The sequence below is a fragment of the Maccoyibacter intestinihominis genome (assembly GCF_040096355.1).
Lineage (GTDB): Bacteria > Bacillota > Clostridia > Lachnospirales > Lachnospiraceae > Maccoyibacter > Maccoyibacter intestinihominis.
Genome location: NZ_JBBMEX010000012.1, coordinates 30,987 through 46,120 on the forward strand (window position 1 = coordinate 30,987; position 15,134 = coordinate 46,120).

At 41.7% G+C, this 15,134-nt stretch carries 18 protein-coding genes and 1 pseudogene; 4 read left to right on the forward strand and 15 right to left on the reverse strand.

The features are described from left to right. Nucleotides 1-255: 255 nt before the first annotated feature. Nucleotides 256-2,523: an LTA synthase family protein gene (locus tag WMO43_RS11145; RefSeq protein ID WP_353531230.1), complete on the forward strand. Its 2,268-nt coding sequence runs from the start codon at nucleotides 256-258 to the stop codon at nucleotides 2,521-2,523. A 111-nt stretch (nucleotides 2,524-2,634) separates the two neighbouring features. On the opposite strand, the gene WMO43_RS11150 is transcribed toward WMO43_RS11145, so the two are convergent. From WMO43_RS11150 to WMO43_RS11190, 9 genes are all read right to left on the reverse strand, one after another. After that, nucleotides 2,635-3,816, reverse strand: coding sequence for a cation diffusion facilitator family transporter (locus WMO43_RS11150; RefSeq protein WP_353531231.1), 1,182 nt, complete (start codon nucleotides 3,814-3,816; stop codon nucleotides 2,635-2,637). A 33-nt stretch (nucleotides 3,817-3,849) separates the two neighbouring features. After that, nucleotides 3,850-4,119, reverse strand: a complete 270-nt coding sequence (locus tag WMO43_RS11155; RefSeq protein WP_353531232.1) for a GNAT family acetyltransferase — start codon at nucleotides 4,117-4,119, stop codon at nucleotides 3,850-3,852. 52 nt (nucleotides 4,120-4,171) lie between these two features. Next, on the reverse strand, nucleotides 4,172-4,534 hold the full coding sequence (locus tag WMO43_RS11160; RefSeq protein ID WP_353531233.1) for a VOC family protein: 363 nt from the start codon (nucleotides 4,532-4,534) through the stop codon (nucleotides 4,172-4,174). A gap of 408 nt (nucleotides 4,535-4,942) precedes the next feature. Continuing rightward, a complete protein-coding gene (locus WMO43_RS11165; protein ID WP_353531235.1) occupies nucleotides 4,943-5,497 on the reverse strand; it encodes a hypothetical protein in 555 nt (184 codons plus the stop codon). Between the two features lie 88 nt (nucleotides 5,498-5,585). Next, complete coding sequence (locus WMO43_RS11170) at nucleotides 5,586-7,097, reverse strand: recombinase family protein (RefSeq protein ID WP_353531237.1); 1,512 nt, start codon at nucleotides 7,095-7,097, stop codon at nucleotides 5,586-5,588. A gap of 94 nt (nucleotides 7,098-7,191) precedes the next feature. Next, the gene (locus tag WMO43_RS11175) at nucleotides 7,192-7,383 is read right to left on the reverse strand and encodes a hypothetical protein (RefSeq protein WP_117581631.1); all 192 of its coding nucleotides are present in this window, start codon (nucleotides 7,381-7,383) and stop codon (nucleotides 7,192-7,194) included. A 70-nt stretch (nucleotides 7,384-7,453) separates the two neighbouring features. Then, on the reverse strand, nucleotides 7,454-8,395 hold the full coding sequence (gene mobV / locus WMO43_RS11180) for a MobV family relaxase (RefSeq protein WP_353531239.1): 942 nt from the start codon (nucleotides 8,393-8,395) through the stop codon (nucleotides 7,454-7,456). 183 nt (nucleotides 8,396-8,578) lie between these two features. After that, nucleotides 8,579-8,974, reverse strand: coding sequence for a replication initiator protein A (locus WMO43_RS11185; protein ID WP_353531241.1), 396 nt, complete (start codon nucleotides 8,972-8,974; stop codon nucleotides 8,579-8,581). A 111-nt stretch (nucleotides 8,975-9,085) separates the two neighbouring features. After that, the gene (locus WMO43_RS11190; RefSeq protein ID WP_353531242.1) at nucleotides 9,086-9,499 is read right to left on the reverse strand and encodes a cysteine-rich VLP domain-containing protein; all 414 of its coding nucleotides are present in this window, start codon (nucleotides 9,497-9,499) and stop codon (nucleotides 9,086-9,088) included. 350 nt (nucleotides 9,500-9,849) lie between these two features. On the opposite strand from WMO43_RS11190, the gene WMO43_RS11195 reads away from it, so the two are divergent. Genes WMO43_RS11195 through WMO43_RS11205 form a run of 3 tightly spaced genes read left to right on the forward strand, consistent with a single transcriptional unit; the run spans nucleotide 9,850 to nucleotide 11,519 of the window. Next, complete coding sequence (locus WMO43_RS11195) at nucleotides 9,850-10,290, forward strand: hypothetical protein (RefSeq protein WP_353531243.1); 441 nt, start codon at nucleotides 9,850-9,852, stop codon at nucleotides 10,288-10,290. Nucleotides 10,291-10,329: 39 nt separating this feature from the next. Further along, nucleotides 10,330-11,130, forward strand: coding sequence for a helix-turn-helix domain-containing protein (locus WMO43_RS11200; RefSeq protein WP_353531245.1), 801 nt, complete (start codon nucleotides 10,330-10,332; stop codon nucleotides 11,128-11,130). Between the two features lie 44 nt (nucleotides 11,131-11,174). Next, on the forward strand, nucleotides 11,175-11,519 hold the full coding sequence (locus WMO43_RS11205) for a hypothetical protein (protein WP_055648980.1): 345 nt from the start codon (nucleotides 11,175-11,177) through the stop codon (nucleotides 11,517-11,519). A gap of 577 nt (nucleotides 11,520-12,096) precedes the next feature. Here WMO43_RS11205 and WMO43_RS11210 read toward each other — a convergent pair. From WMO43_RS11210 to WMO43_RS11235, 6 genes and pseudogenes are all read right to left on the reverse strand, one after another. Continuing rightward, entirely contained in the window at nucleotides 12,097-12,816 is a 720-nt protein-coding gene (locus WMO43_RS11210; protein ID WP_353531247.1) for an ImmA/IrrE family metallo-endopeptidase, read from the reverse strand. Beyond that, nucleotides 12,809-13,117: a hypothetical protein gene (locus tag WMO43_RS11215; RefSeq protein WP_353531248.1), complete on the reverse strand. Its 309-nt coding sequence runs from the start codon at nucleotides 13,115-13,117 to the stop codon at nucleotides 12,809-12,811. Before WMO43_RS11215 ends, WMO43_RS11210 begins: the two co-directional genes overlap by 8 nt. Next, on the reverse strand, nucleotides 13,107-13,334 hold the full coding sequence (locus WMO43_RS11220; RefSeq protein WP_353531250.1) for a colicin E3/pyocin S6 family cytotoxin: 228 nt from the start codon (nucleotides 13,332-13,334) through the stop codon (nucleotides 13,107-13,109). The genes WMO43_RS11215 and WMO43_RS11220 overlap by 11 nt, the downstream gene beginning before the upstream one ends. A gap of 28 nt (nucleotides 13,335-13,362) precedes the next feature. Beyond that, nucleotides 13,363-13,648 (reverse strand): annotated as a pseudogene (locus tag WMO43_RS11225) (type II toxin-antitoxin system RelE/ParE family toxin). A 3-nt stretch (nucleotides 13,649-13,651) separates the two neighbouring features. Then, nucleotides 13,652-13,900 (reverse strand): type II toxin-antitoxin system prevent-host-death family antitoxin, encoded by a 249-nt coding sequence (locus WMO43_RS11230; RefSeq protein ID WP_117841374.1) that lies wholly within the window; start codon nucleotides 13,898-13,900, stop codon nucleotides 13,652-13,654. Between the two features lie 98 nt (nucleotides 13,901-13,998). Further along, complete coding sequence (locus tag WMO43_RS11235) at nucleotides 13,999-15,120, reverse strand: MBL fold metallo-hydrolase (RefSeq protein ID WP_353531251.1); 1,122 nt, start codon at nucleotides 15,118-15,120, stop codon at nucleotides 13,999-14,001. Nucleotides 15,121-15,134: the final 14 nt, after the last annotated feature.

Below are 15,134 nucleotides of genomic sequence, written 5' to 3' on the forward strand. Positions count from 1 at the left end.
TTCTGTTATTATTTTAGTATAACCCATGGTTTTTGCAGTTTCAAGTGCTTTTCCTGACTTTTCCATCCCCTTTTTCGCGTTTCTTCGCATATTGGATGAACATTCATAAATTCTTAAGATATTTTTATGTAAGATTACCGTTGATTTTTACTTGAAATCGTTTTATTCTTGTTTAGGTAGTGTAAATTTGGTGTAAATCTTTTTTTACATTGCTTTTTTATCTATATATGAATATACTTTTTCGAGGTGAAATACATGAAGAAACCAAAAAATATTTTATCAGGCATAAAGAACTTTTTCTCAAAGGTACATTCAAAGTTACCAAAGATCCCGCCTATGAAACCGGAGACGCGTGAAAAGCTGGATAAGGTCATCAACTTTATGAACCGCTTTTCGATTATCTTCCATGTTATACTGGCATGCTTTTTGACATTTATCATTGAGTTTATTTCCAGAAGAGACCTGCGTTCTACTTTAACCTTTATGGATGCACATACCTGGGCTTACCTTTATAACTCACTGATCATTTTTGTTTCGCTGTCCATTGTATACTTTTTCCGCAGAAGAGCCCTTGCTCGCGTCATCATCAGCGGTCTGTGGCTGTTCCTTGGAATTATCAACGGATGTATCTTAGCACAGCGTGTCACACCATTTGGCTATACCGACTTAAAGATGGTCACTGACCTCTTAACCATGCAGAATACGAATTACTTTACTGCCGGTCAGGCATTGATCGCCGTTATCGGAGTCGCTGCTTTTATTGCCTTTTGTATCTGGCTTTGGGCAAAGGGTCCGAAATTCCAGGGACGTTCTAACAAACTGGTCGTTTTCCTGTTCGTGGCATCCTGTTTTATCTGGGTTCCACTGACCACACAGGCAGCGCAGGATAAGAATATCATTGCTTCTTATTTTTCTAATATTGCACAGGGTTATGAAAATTACGGTTTTGTTTACGGTTTCTCCTCTTCCGTTGTGGACAGAGGCATGAGCAAACCGGATGCCTACTCAAAAAAGAAGATTGAATCGATTGAAGATTCCGTAAAAGTAGCGGATACCAGCCGCTCTAAAGAGGATATGCCTAATATCGTTGTCGTTCTGTTAGAGTCTTTTGTAGACCCTACTGATATCAACTTTTTAAAGACTTCAAGTGATCCGATCCCGAACTTCCATGAACTGGAGGCAAATTACTCCACCGGTCATATGACGGTTCCGGTTGTAGGTGCCGGTACGGCGAATACGGAATTTGAAGTTTTAACCGGTATGGGACTTCAGTTCTTCGGAACCGGAGAATATCCATATAAGACGATCTTAAAAGAAACAGACTGTGAAAGCATTGCTTCCGACCTTTCTAAATTAGGTTACGGAACTCATGTAGTCCACAACAACGGCGGTAACTTCTACAGCCGTGCCAATGCGTTTTCTATGATGGGATTTGATACCTTTACCAGTAAGGAACTGATGAACATCACGGAATACACTCCGCTTGGTTCCTGGCCTACTGATGATATCTTAGTGGATGAAACGATCAAGTCCATGGATGCCACACCGGATCAGCAGGATCTTGTCTACACGATCACGGTTCAGGGTCACGGCGATTATCCGACGGAAAAGGTCATTGAAAACCCTGAAATTACCGTTAGTGGTGCAAAAGATGAAGCTACCAATAATCAGTGGGAATATTACATTAATGAAATCCACGAAGTGGATAAATTTATCGGAAAGTTAAAGGATGCCCTTGCGCAGCGTGATGAGAAAACGATCCTCGTGCTCTGGGGGGACCATCTTCCTACACTCGGCTTAGAAGAGAGTGATATGGCAACCGGTGATATTTTTAAGACAAAGTATGTAACCTGGAATAATTTCGGTTTGGAGAAACAAGACGCTGATCTGACTTCCTATCAGCTTTTAGCTCACTTAACCGACCAGCTTGACATCCATGAAGGAACAATGTTCCGTTTCCATCAGAGTCAGCAGGATGTAGCAACTGACTCTAAGGATTACATCCAGAATTTTGAGCTTTTACAGTACGATATCCTTTATGGAAAACGCTACTGCTACAACGGCGATAAAGACCCGTATCCGGCTTCTGATCTGGTCATGGGTATCGATGAGACCAGTATTGACCGAACATGGCTTGCCAGTGATGGAAAACTGATGATTTACGGACAACATTTTACTCCTTGGAGTAAAGTCTTTATCAATGGCACAAAGGTTCCTACCACTTACGTCAGTGGCAACTATCTTAAGATTAAAACGGATAAATTAGATGATAGCGATGTCCTTGTCGTGAACCAGATGGGTTCGAGCAATACGATCTTTAGAAGCTCCAACGAATATGTTTACCATATTCCTGCTGACCCTTCCGAAGAGACGCCTGCTACTGATACACCGCAAAACGAAACAGATATCGAAGATCAGGATGCCCTGATGAATAATATGGATAAAAACGAAGTAGTAAACGACATTCAGGAAGGAACCGAAGAACCGGTAAAACAATATCCACCGGCAACTGCAAAAGAATAGTGAGATTGTGAGAATTTCTCCTTTATAGAAAATAGGAAGTAAAACGGCAGTTTGAATCGTATTTTTCAAGCTGCCGTTTTTATGTTCTATTATCTTTTTTATTTTTTCTTATTACTTCTTCATTGCCGTATATGGTCTGTCAATCTGAATAACAGTGTAATATTCTTTTCCAAGTCGCTCCCACACTTCTGCCTGCACTTTTTCTTTGACTTGTGCATCTGTCATCGGATAGTCAAACGGTACTAGCACATCAAATATCATATTGGTATGTGTCGGTCCTATGACTGTTCTAAAGTCATGCATGGACACGCTGCCTTCAAAACTCTCTACGATTTCTTTCACTGCTGTCCGCAGCTCATTTGTCTGCTCATCATTCACCACCAGCGGGTCCATATGAATGACTGCCTCGCAGTGCAGCTGTTCCTTCAAATCATTTTCTATAATGTCTATCATATCATGTATTTTTAAAATATCTTCATCTGCCGGCACCTCTGCATGAAGTGAAATCATCACCCGTCCCGGTCCATAATTATGTACTACTAAATCATGAATTCCCAATACCATATCATAGCCATTTACAATTTCTTCAATCCGCTCCACAAATTCAGGCTCCGCCGGCTGCCCCAGCAGCGGGTCCAAGGTATCCTTTGCTGCTGAAAATCCCGCATAGAAGATAAACAAGCCTACCAGAACTCCACAATAGCCATCCACCTGTAATCCGGTATATTTTGCAACAATTGCTGCAATTAAAACAACTGTTGTTGCAAGTGTATCGCTCAGACTGTCCACTGCTGTTGCTTTCATTGCTGCGGAATCAATTTTTTTACTGATTTGCTGATTATAAAAATACATATAGATTTTTACTAAAATGGATGCCACTAAGATTCCCATTGCCAAAAGGCTGAATTCTACTTCTGTCGGATGTATAATCTTATCCACAGAATTTTTGATCAGCTCAAACGCCATCAACAAAATAACTCCCGAAACAATCAATCCTGACACATATTCTATTCTCCCATGGCCAAACGGATGATCCGGGTCTGGCTTCGCCCCTGCAAGTTTAAAACCGATCAAAGTCACAAAAGAAGAACCTGCATCGGACAGGTTGTTAAACGCATCTGCAGTAATGGAAATGGAACCACTGATCGTTCCTGCTATGAATTTTCCCGCAAACAGGCATATATTTAAAAATATCCCCACAATTCCGGTCAACATTCCATATGCCTGCCGGACTTCCGGCGAAGATGTATTCTCCTTATCTTTAATAAATATTCCAGCCAATAATGTTACCATGTTTTTTCCTCTTTCTATAATTTTTCTATCATTCTATTTAAATTCGCTCAATTTCTGATTCAGCCATTCTATCATCCCGGTTCTTCCCTCCTCCGTAAATGGAAATTCCCGTATTTGCTTTTTTTCGTCCTCCGTTTCTTCCCAACAGTATGGCTGCGGATAGACTGCTGCTGACAGAACTGCTTCCTCTTCCTCGTCTTTTTTTCGGATAAGTCGATAACGCATATTTCCATAGCTGCCGGTAAATGCCCTGTTGTATGTAAAATAATTCAGTTTGTAGATATCGGTATCTTTTATCTGCATGTAGAGCCTCCTTGGATGTTTTTTGTATCGTATGTGTGGGGACGGGTCCGGGTTACATCGGTGTTCCCACTTCTATCAGGTTACCATCTAAATCATAAAACCGAACTACTTTTTGACCCCAACTGTCTGTCATCAGTTTATTGACGTATTGAACAGGCGGATACAGTCTTTCCAGTTTTTGAACAAATGCCTCTATATCGTGTTCCTCAAAATACAGTTCGCAGGAATTGTTTTGGGGAATAATCTCTTTTCCAAGAAAACTCTTCCAGATCTTTTCTTCCTGAAGCACCAGACCTTCGGTTAGAATCATATTCCCATCATTATCTAATACCACATTTAAGCCAAACAAGTCATGGTAGAACTGCTTTGATTTTTCGATGTCTTTTACAACGATTAGTACGTTTTTTAGTTTCATGGATGTTCCTCCGATTTTGTGTTCCTCAATACCTCGTTATCATACCACAAAAAGTCCCATAGACCAAGGTCTATGAGACTTTTCCATATCATATATTCTTTGATTGTACTAATTCACTGTTGATTCTGATTAGCAAACACCCTGAGCTAACATGGCAACTTCTAAGGTATCCGCAAATTTACCGGGGTTTTGAGGTCGTTTGTATATCACGTGTATAGAGTGATTGTCGAACAATTTCGATTAAGACCTATTTTTGAAAATACCATAATATATGCAAACAATGCTCATATGAGTAAGAATTCAAAGAGTCGCATAATAATAATTTTCTCAAAATCCACAATTAAATAGCTTGAATTTCTACTATGTAATATTAACAAACGCTACAGGCGAGGCCTTCTTTACATTCAATTATCCATTTCTCATCTCTATCATCTTGTCAATCTTATTGACTATATATTTTTCAAAATATCTATGTTCAAAAAATTCCGTAAATCTTTTATCTGTCATAAAACGATATTTTATCCAATTATATAATTCTTCTCTTGATGCTTCTTTAAATGAACTATTCATTCCTGCAACAATACCATTTATACTTTTTAACATATGCTCCATATTATCATCCCAATACAGTTCACTCACAATACTTTTAAGCAATTTATTTGGATCACATGCTCCACATTCCGGAACAGCAAAGTACTTTTCCTTAATATATAAAATACTAAATGCATTGCTTAATTGTATATGATTACATGTAAATCCATAATATTTAGCTATGCTAATTATTTGTGTACACCCTAACCCTCTATAGAACATTCTAAGTGGGCTAGTATTATTACAAAGAGTTTTTATAATTGCATCATCATTAATAAGAAAAACAACATAATTTTCTGGTATTGCATTTAATACGACATCCAAAAATGGCAATACTTTTATAGGTTGATTTTCTGAAATTGCATTTAACAACTTATATAAATTTTGTCCACAAGAATGATAAAGTACAGTTTACAAGGGACTACACAGAGTAGGTATCTGACGGGAGGGGTTCCGCCCGTCAGATTTTCCATGTGATATTCAAGCTGTCGCTTGTGGCGGCTATGGTGGTAATCATCAAATCCACCACCCGCCGCTTGTCGTCAAAGGATACATTGTCCCATGTGTCGAGGTAGCCAGAAATCTGATTGACCTGTTCCGGGCTGATGGCTTCCACCGTCAACTCGGCTATCTGCTTCACAAGTTCCTGTTTGCGCCCGTCCAGTTCCGCTATCTTCACATTCACATAGGAGAGCAGCACATTGTTTGCGCCCGTCAGACTGTCCACCAGCTTTTCAATCTCGCTGTCCACATGGGCAAGATCCACTTGCAGGGCGGCAATTTTCGGGTTTGCCTTTGCCGCTTTCTCTCTGCCTGTCAGCGTCTTGTAGCTTGCCAGTTTCTTTACCATCTGCTGATAAACAACCGTTTCCAGTTCCGAAGTGATAATTTTCCCGCACCCGGCACAGCTTTTATTGTCCAGCCGTTTTGTGCAGCGGAGATATTGCTTCCCCACAGGATTGTTAATGCTCATAAGGGCATACCCGCAGTTCCCGCACTTGATTTTTCCCGCCAGCCATGTGTGGGTGGCTTTTCGGGCAGACTGGATTTTCATGTTGTTCATCAGCTTCTTGCGGCAGGTCAGCCAGATGTCGGAGGGGACAATGCCCTCATGGGGAGCCAGCACCAGCATTTGGCCTTTCAAGTCGTTCTTTTTGCTGGGCTTCACATCCCGCCCCTGATACAGATAGCAGCCGTTCATGCCTGTAAAATCGGCGGCGTCATTGACAATGACTGTCCCTTGACTTTTGAAAAACTCGTACACATCAAGGTCTGCCTGCACATAGACAGGATTGCGTAACATCTGCGCCAGCGTGGGGCGTATCAGCTCTTTGCCATGGAACAAAATCCCCTGTTCCGCAAAGTACCGGGTAATGTCCCCATAGGAGGTAGTGGGCTGGGCGTACATCTCAAACATCAGCCGGATATTTGCCGCTTCATCTGGATTTACCACCAGCTTCTTTGTGTTGATACCATCCATCTTGATTGGTTCGGTGTGGAAGCCGTAAGGTGCTTTCCCACCCATCTTGAAACCTCGCTGGCTGCGGGAATAGTAAGCGTCCGTTACCCGCTTCTGTATGGTTTCCCTCTCAAGCTGGGCGAACACAATACAAATATTCAGCATCGCCCGCCCCATCGGGGTGGAGGTATCAAACTTTTCCGTAGAGGACACAAACTCTACATTGTACTGTTGGAACAGCTCCATCATGTTGGCAAAGTCCAGAATGGAACGGCTGATACGGTCGAGCTTGTAAACCACGACTTTTGCAATTAAGCCCCGCTTGATGTCCCGCACCAGTTCTTGAAACTTTGGACGGTCTGTGTTCTTGCCGCTGTACCCTTTATCTGTGTATTCCTTGCAGTTACCGCCTTTCAACTCGTATTTGCAAAATTCAATCTGGCTTTCAATGGAAATGCTGTCCTTTTTGTCTACCGATTGTCTTGCATAGATTGCGTCTATTCGATTGTTCATATTGTCGCTCCTTTTCTTAAAAAAGAAACGGAGCTGCTGACAGTTTTATTATACCGCCAGCAGCCCCGCAAATCAACGATGGCTTCGGAAAACCTTATGCCCCGGCTTCCTCTCTCTGCCGTTTGTCGGCATACTTGCGGAACACCTCATAAAGCTGCTGTTCCAGCTCCCGGCGTTTTGCTGCTTCCTGCTCCGGCGTGAACACCGGGGAGAGATTTTCCAGCGTGATTTCCTTTCCCTGAAAAGTCACGACTTCGGTTTCTTTCTTGTATCTGATATGCTCCATAGTACCTCCATATTTAATTTTCAAAGTGCAGTGCCGCCATGCTGCGGCGTGAAATGTTTTCTGTCATCAATCACCGTTCCCTTGTGTGCCGCTGCTGCCGTTTCAGTTCTGCCAGCACCTCCGGCGGGATACGGTCTACCAGCCGCTGAATGTCTTTCAGCTCGCTTTCCAGCTTTGCCCGTTCCATCGTATCTTTCATCTTGCCTTTTTCGCTGGCTTTGGCTCTGGCTTCCAACTGTTCATTTTCTGCCAAAAGGTCGCTTATCGTGACCTTGTATTTTTTGAGCTGACCGGAGAAGTTCTCCATCTGCGGAAACCACTTTTTCAGCAGGGAGAGGGCTTCCTCTTTTTTCTTTCCGGCGTTGAACGGGGTAATATCGCCCAGCGTGGCTTCAATGGCTCTTGCCTGTTTGGAGAGATTGACCGCCTGCTTGAACAGACGGGTGGGGATATGCTTCCTGCCTGTCTTACTGGCACTTTCCCCACGCTCCAAGTCGGGATATTTCTCCACCATATAAGCGTGAAAATCGTCCTGCCATTTTGTGAGGTTGGCTCTATTTCCTATAATCTCCTTTGCACACAGGCGGTTGTCCTCTGTCAGCGGAACAAAGACCAAATGTAGGTGGGGTGTTTTCTCGTCCATGTGTACCACCGCCGACACGATATTTTCTTTTCCTACCCGCCCGATTAAGAAATCAGCCGCCCTCTGGAAAAACGCCTGTATCTCCTTTGGGGACTTCTTCTTGAAAAACTCCGGGCTGGCGGTTATCAGCGTATCCACAAACCGGGTGCTGTCCCTGCGTGTCCGGCAGCCTGCCTGTTCAATGCGGCTTTGAATGAAGTGGTAATACCGTCCCTCCGGCTTGACGATATGGAAGTTGTACTTGCTCCGGCTGGTGTCAATATCCGGGTTGCTGGCGTACTGTTCCTTTTGCCGTTCGTGATGGGCTTCCAGCGGTCTTGCTGGATTGCCCTTGTGTTTTTCAAATCGCAAAATTGCGTGTTGTGCCATGAAACTCCTTTCCCCGTTCCGTTCCTTTCCGGGACTTTTCCACAGGAAAATCCCGCAGAAAATATCTCGGATAGAAAGGGAATGGATAGAATATAAATCAATCTTTTAATCTCTGTATTTCTATATACCGTCCGGTTTTCGTACTTCAAGAGGATTGATTATCGTACTTGTGGAGTGCGGTTTTCAGTCCTCCGGCGTACCGGAACGGGATTTATTGAAGTCGGTGTTTAGAACCGCTTCGTAGGATTTTGGGTAAATGCGGTTGGGTTTTCCACAGCCCTGCTTCTGGATCTCCACCAATCCGGCATATTGCAGTTCCCGCAGGGTGTTCACCGCCTTTTGCCGCCCACAGTGAAGCAGGGCAACAACCTCGCAGATTGGGTAATACAGGAAAATCCGCCCGTACTCGTCCGCCCAGCCGTTTTTCCGGGACAGGTCTGTCCGGCGCAGGATAAAGGCATACAGTACCTTTGCTTCGTTGGACAGGGGTGTGAATGTGGGGGCTTCAAAAAGGAAATTCGGAAGCCGGGTAAAGCTGACCGCCTTTTCCGGCTGATGGATATAAATGGTGTTTGTCATATCGTGTTTTGTGGACGGTTAGAAGCCTGTTTCCGGGGGCAGACGGTAGTTTCTATTGCCTGCCCCTGTTCTGTGCTTGCAAAGCCTTGTAAATCAAGGACTTTTCAGCCCCTAACTGTCCACACAAGACCTCCTTTTCCGTTCACTTTCTGTTTTCTGCCGCCTGTGAACTCTGGCGGCGCAGTCGGGGCAGTATTTAGCCCGGTTGGATTTGGGGACGAACACACCGCCGCAGACCGCACAGCGTTTCAAGTCCCTGCCCCGGTAAATCTCCGCTTCCAGCGTCCCGGCAAGCGGCAAGACCGCCCACCGAAACCACTTGCAGCAGACCGAGAAAGAAATGGTCTGGGGGCAGGCGCAGGTGTCCCCATCGTCAAGGAGCATACAGTTCCCGTCCTCATAGTTGCAGCACTCCCGGCGGATCAGGGCGTTTGCCTGTTTCCTCTGTGCCGGTGTCATGCGGTAAAGGGAACCGTCCGGCTTGCGCTCTATGGGCGGCAGTCGTTTATATGGGTTCTCTTTCATGTGTTCCCTCCATTTCTCCTTAGCCGTTCTTCCCGAAAAGGCTTCCTGCCCCATTCCTGCGGCGTGTTCCGGCGTTGGCACGCTCCCCGGACTTCGGGACATTTTGTCCCGAAGTGGCTCGTTGCAGTGCTTCCCCTGCCGGGGTATTCCTTTTCGGACGGTCATTCATTTTTCAAGGTGCAGTTCATCGATGAACTACCCTAAGTCTACACCTAAAAGACCGCCCGCCCCGTATATCCATAAGGTCGGAAATCAGCACCAAAAACTCTCTATTTCCACGCTCTCGGAATTATGGTAGAATAGAAAAAACGGAACAAGAAATAGGAAATGATAGAGGTGAACTGAAAAATATGGCATGGTTAAATTTAAATAGTTATGAAAGACAAGAATATGTGGAATTGAGATTGAATGCACCAAAAGCCGAAAAAATATTATTAGAATTCAATCCGCTAAAAATCTCTGATACGCCTGATTGGAACCCTGCGTGGGAAGAATGGCATTGTTATAGAAATCCTTTAAGGATTTATCAGCAGGATTATGAGATTTTAGTTGATTATTTCAACAAAATATATCCTATTAAGGATACATTTGATGGAACACTTGAGCAGGAATTTAGTGTCTGTTTTGATAATTGGATAGGGAAAAATGATTGGATAAAAATTATTTTCGAAATAGAAAAAGACTTAAACGGTGTTTTGGATGGAGAAAGAATTTTTTTGACAGGCTTTCTTGAATGGTTAAAAGAAGCACTCAAATATTCATCTATCATCGTAGTTGAGGGAAATTTATAAATACATACAGAGTTTCTTAAGCATGGGAGGAGGGAGCGCATGGAACTATCCATACAAGAACGATTGAAAGACCTGCGTGTGGAGCGTGGGCTGACGCTGGAACAGCTTGCGGAGCAGACGCACCTCTCCAAGTCTGCGTTGGGCAGTTATGAAGGAGATAATTTCAAGGACATCAGCCATTATGCCCTTATTGAGTTGGCAAAGTTTTATGAAGTGACTGTTGATTATCTGCTGGGGCGTTCTCAAACAAAAAATCACCCAAACGCCGATCTCGCAGACCTGCGTTTGAGTGATGATATGATTGAACTATTGAAAAGCGGGCTGTTAGATAATCCCCTCTTGTGCGAGCTGGCAACGCACCCGGATTTTCCCCGGCTCATGGCCGACCTTGAAATCTATGTGAACGGCGTAGCCACAAAGCAGGTACAGGGCGCAAACGCCATCGTGGACGCAGTGATCGCAAGGATTATGAAACAGCACAATCCCGGCTTGACCGACCCGCAGTTACGGCAGCTTATTGCCGCCCACATTGATGATGACAGCTTTTGCCGCTATGTGATACAGCAGGACATAAACAAGATAGCCCTCGACCTGCGGGAAGCCCATAAGGACGATTTTTTCAGCGTCCCGGAGGACAATCCTCTGGAAGATTTTTTGCAAGCCGCCGAGGAAACCGCCAGCCCAGACAGCGACCCGGAGCAAGCAGCTTTGGCGTTTATCTGTAAGCGGCTCAAATTGAATTTGAAAAAGCTGTCCGAGGAAGAAAAGAAGTGGCTGAAAAAGATTGCACAGAAGTCGGACTTGCTGAAAAATCCAACCCCACAGCGGGGGAGAAAGTAAGAGAGCGACAAATCACAATTTAGGCTTGGAGAGGAATCCTTCAAATGAAAGAAAAAATAAATGGATTTTTAATAGAAAATGCTATTTCTATTTTTGCTGTAGGAGATACAGTTGAAAATATATTTCAGTTACATTATGGAGTAACAAAATGCAGTTCAAATGATTTATTCAAGCAACTGATAGAATATGGAAGTGTAGCCACATTGAATGAGTTTTGTGAAGGTCAATTAATGCCTCAAATTTTTTCGCAAGGAAAAACAAAAGCAATATTATGCAAACCAACTAAAAATAAGATAGTAATATTATTCTTGGAATCTGAATTAAATGCTAAAGAAAATTATACGAAAGCAATAGACCTTGATTTGAAAGTTAAAACACTATTTGAATGATTTAAAACTATAAATTTATCGAGGAGATAGCAAAGCCAGCCGAGCCAGTCAACGGTCAAGATGAACGGCACATTTCATGCGCCGCCGTTGACAGCCTCGCTCGTCTTTGCTGATGGGTAATCAAGGCGGGAAAGCCCTAAAATGGCTTCCCACCCATTTCAATTTTGAAAAGAAAATCCGTCTGCTTTTTCGTAAGTGTGGCTATCTGTCTGGGACACTTTGTCCCATAGTTCGGCGCAGGACGAGGGATGGGGGCTTTCATATACGCCCTGTCTGCTGATGAAACCAGTCCTGCGCTTGCAGCTCCACGCCACGCAATCACAGCCCTGTTTTCCTGCCGTTTCAAATGCCCTTGCCCTCCCTGGTGGCAACCGCATTTTCGCAGCAACGCCGACAGAGCGTATAACACACTACACTTTGCAAGCAAAGTCGTGTGCCAAGGGGCAAGCCCCTTTGGAAACCCCTGACAACAAAACAGGCTGAATATCCCGCACTTTCCCGGTGCTTGATACTCAGCCTTTATTTGTTGTCAGCAGCCCCCGTTTCGTGGTCTGCGTGTAGTTCCTTGTAAACTGACCTAAGTATATGTAATAACTTTTGTAGTTGGGCACGGTAATACTTGATAATATATTACACCATATTGAGAAATCTTACATTCCTCTTTTTTCTCACATATAACATCTAAAAATTCCATGTTTTTCTCAGCAAGATAATTCCAGCTAATAGTACATGTATTTACACTACTAAAGGTTCTCCAATATTCATCTGTCTCCTTTTTCACAAAAAAAATGTTACCACTGGGCATAGCATTTTCAAGTGCAAAAAAACATGCCATAGTTGATGTTTGAGCACTTTCGGTTATATTTCTTACTAATATTTGAAAACCTTGCTCTAGATATTCTTCTATCTTTTCTTTTACCCAACTAGTAGGCATTAACAATTCCGAAGCAAAAATATTTGCTTCTAATTCTTGAGTATCTAATAAACGTTTACCACTAACTTGAATATAGTGTTCACCTGCTATACACTTAACGTCTCCATTGTGCCACGGTATACATATATGCCCCAGCTCATGTGCCAATGTAAATCTTCGCCTTGGTATATATGTTATTTCCGTATTTATTATTACTTTATTATCATTCAACTGTGAATATGCTTCTATTCCGTATTGATTTTCTTCTTCCACAATTTGAATATCCATTTCTGAAAAAATATTACTTACATCAATTGGCGGCGTCAAATCAAATCTATCTGCAATTCTTCGTGCAAATTTTCTCACAGCTTCGAATCTATTCATTTGACTCCTTTCTTAACCTATCAATAGCTTCTTCGTCATAAGAGCGTGCTGCAATTCGGTTTGTATCACTCATCCTTTCATACTCAGCGAAATCAATTCCTTCTCTTCGACATCTTAAGATATCTCTAAATATACTGTCACTATTCTTTCCCCATTCTTGATACTCATATGGGGTCAAGCCAAGAAATTCTCTCAATGTCACACCTGTGTCATTATCATGCCAATAATCAATGTAGTCATCTAAGTCAAATATATTTGCGTCGCCATCCAAGCATGCTTGTACATATGTTTTACTTAACATCGATTTTCCTCCCATTTACTGCATCTTTAATATAATTTCCTTGCGCATCTAATACCATGATATGTCTACCTCGTTTATTAAAAACTTCTATTTCTCCGTGCAATTCATCCCACGAATAATACTTATCATTAGCTCTATAAATCTGTCTATCTCCTATTACCCTAAACTTTTGTAATCCATCCAAAAAGCAAGGTTTTGGCTTTGGAATATATGACACCTAATCATCCTCCTTGGTTATTGTAATTTTATATAAATATCTGCGTAATATCCTGATACCGATTCACCACCCGGTAAATCTCTACATATTCTTCCCCGATCTTATACAGCACAACATAATTCCCACAAATCACATATTTATAATCCGTACGAAAGCTGACCCTCTTAGCAAAATCAGATCCCATATACGGAAATTGCTGTATATTCTCAATTCGAGCATATATCTCCTGAATGGTCTTTACTGCCATTTCTTCATTATCTTCTGCAATTATTCAAGTCCTCTGCTACAATAGGGTTAATCCGTAATTTCATCATAAGCTATACCCCGACAGATTTCTTCAGTTCATCCAAACTCATCCAGGTACTTTCATCCTTAACTGCTTCTTCTGCTTCCTGCAGCTTCATCAACAGCTTTTTCTCTGCCTTCTCGCGCTCATAGTCCTCAATGTCCATAACCACAAACTTGCCTCTGCCATTTTTCGTCAAAAACACGGGTTCTCCAACCTGGCAATTTTTTAATACCTCATTATAATTTCTTAAATCCGATACAGGTAATATATTTGGCATAACATCAACTCCTTTTTCTGAGGTGTTTTTTATCTTATATCTGTATTATATCCAGTATTGCTGTAAAATTCAACGTAAGATTTTGATCATCAAACAACCTATACATTTATAACCAAATGTATTTCACTTGACTTATTTTCTGTAACAATATGTGGAAAATTCCCATTAAATAGCAAGTCTTTAATCACCATACTATGTGGATGTTGATATCTGTTATTCATCCCTGCTGATATAATACAATAAGCATTTAATTTCCCTAATTCCTTATTATAGTTATATTTTGATCCATGATGAGGAATTTGGATACAGCCTATATTTTTCCAATATATATCATATGCCTGAACCAAATTCTGCCACTTAAATTTTCCAGACGCATCATAATCCCCCAGATACAAGCATCCAGCATTTTTAAAATTTCGATTACAGTACTCCCCACAATAACTAGTATCAACTATACTTTGTCTAAAATATTGTTCTTTCATGCCAGAATATAAAGTCATTGAATTTGTGTTAAAACTTCCTCCTATTGCTTTATATGCATTTTTTATCTTCTCACGATTACTTTCTGTTCCTTTCTCCCAAATTTCCTGTATATCCTCGTTATTCATCTCACTCAAAAACACACGATTTAATTCCTCGTGCAACCGTCTAAGCCTGTCTGTTTGTCTAAAATTATAAGGAATATATGCCCATTCTTCACACATATAGTCATTGTTAAGAGTTCGTTCAAAAATAGTACCAACAATATTTTCTCCTGAAGAGATTCCTCTTACATCAATGACACTATAGCTTTCCTCGGTTTCACGGATCTGATATAGACTTGGACTATATCCTATGTTTAAATAATTGAGTGCTTCATAAGGATTACGGGCAAATAATGATGTAAATGATTCTCTTCCATTATATTTGATTAAATTATATAATCTTAGATACTTTGCATTTTCCTCTGTTAATAATGGAAAAAAGATTTTTTTAACCTTACAATATTTTAACAAAAAGGGAATTCCATTAATGTGATCTTCATCTAAATGTGAAATAAATACTGCATGAATAATTTCATCTTTTTCAAAATTATTTTTTATTTGTTCTTCAACCAATTTCACATTTGTTGAAGAACCACAATCATAAACAACATTTACCCATTCTCTTTTTAAGTCGTCCATAAATTGCTCACAATAAAATGCCCCCTGACCAACAGGCAAAAAACTTCTAATCATCATAACTATTTTACACC

Excerpts from the sequence above, each read along its gene's own strand:
- WMO43_RS11145 (WP_353531230.1), top strand. The coding sequence starts at position 256 with ATGAAGAAACCAAAAAATATTTTATCAGGCATAAAGAACTTTTTCTCA.
- WMO43_RS11150 (WP_353531231.1), bottom strand. The coding sequence starts at position 3,816 with ATGGTAACATTATTGGCTGGAATATTTATTAAAGATAAGGAGAATACA.
- WMO43_RS11155 (WP_353531232.1), bottom strand. The coding sequence starts at position 4,119 with ATGCAGATAAAAGATACCGATATCTACAAACTGAATTATTTTACATAC.
- WMO43_RS11160 (WP_353531233.1), bottom strand. The coding sequence starts at position 4,534 with ATGAAACTAAAAAACGTACTAATCGTTGTAAAAGACATCGAAAAATCA.
- WMO43_RS11170 (WP_353531237.1), bottom strand. The coding sequence starts at position 7,097 with ATGAACAATCGAATAGACGCAATCTATGCAAGACAATCGGTAGACAAA.
- WMO43_RS11175 (WP_117581631.1), bottom strand. The coding sequence starts at position 7,383 with ATGGAGCATATCAGATACAAGAAAGAAACCGAAGTCGTGACTTTTCAG.
- mobV (WP_353531239.1), bottom strand. The coding sequence starts at position 8,395 with ATGGCACAACACGCAATTTTGCGATTTGAAAAACACAAGGGCAATCCA.
- WMO43_RS11185 (WP_353531241.1), bottom strand. The coding sequence starts at position 8,974 with ATGACAAACACCATTTATATCCATCAGCCGGAAAAGGCGGTCAGCTTT.
- WMO43_RS11190 (WP_353531242.1), bottom strand. The coding sequence starts at position 9,499 with ATGAAAGAGAACCCATATAAACGACTGCCGCCCATAGAGCGCAAGCCG.
- WMO43_RS11195 (WP_353531243.1), top strand. The coding sequence starts at position 9,850 with ATGGCATGGTTAAATTTAAATAGTTATGAAAGACAAGAATATGTGGAA.
- WMO43_RS11200 (WP_353531245.1), top strand. The coding sequence starts at position 10,330 with ATGGAACTATCCATACAAGAACGATTGAAAGACCTGCGTGTGGAGCGT.
- WMO43_RS11205 (WP_055648980.1), top strand. The coding sequence starts at position 11,175 with ATGAAAGAAAAAATAAATGGATTTTTAATAGAAAATGCTATTTCTATT.
- WMO43_RS11210 (WP_353531247.1), bottom strand. The coding sequence starts at position 12,816 with ATGAATAGATTCGAAGCTGTGAGAAAATTTGCACGAAGAATTGCAGAT.
- WMO43_RS11215 (WP_353531248.1), bottom strand. The coding sequence starts at position 13,117 with ATGTTAAGTAAAACATATGTACAAGCATGCTTGGATGGCGACGCAAAT.
- WMO43_RS11230 (WP_117841374.1), bottom strand. The coding sequence starts at position 13,900 with ATGCCAAATATATTACCTGTATCGGATTTAAGAAATTATAATGAGGTA.
- WMO43_RS11235 (WP_353531251.1), bottom strand. The coding sequence starts at position 15,120 with ATGATGATTAGAAGTTTTTTGCCTGTTGGTCAGGGGGCATTTTATTGT.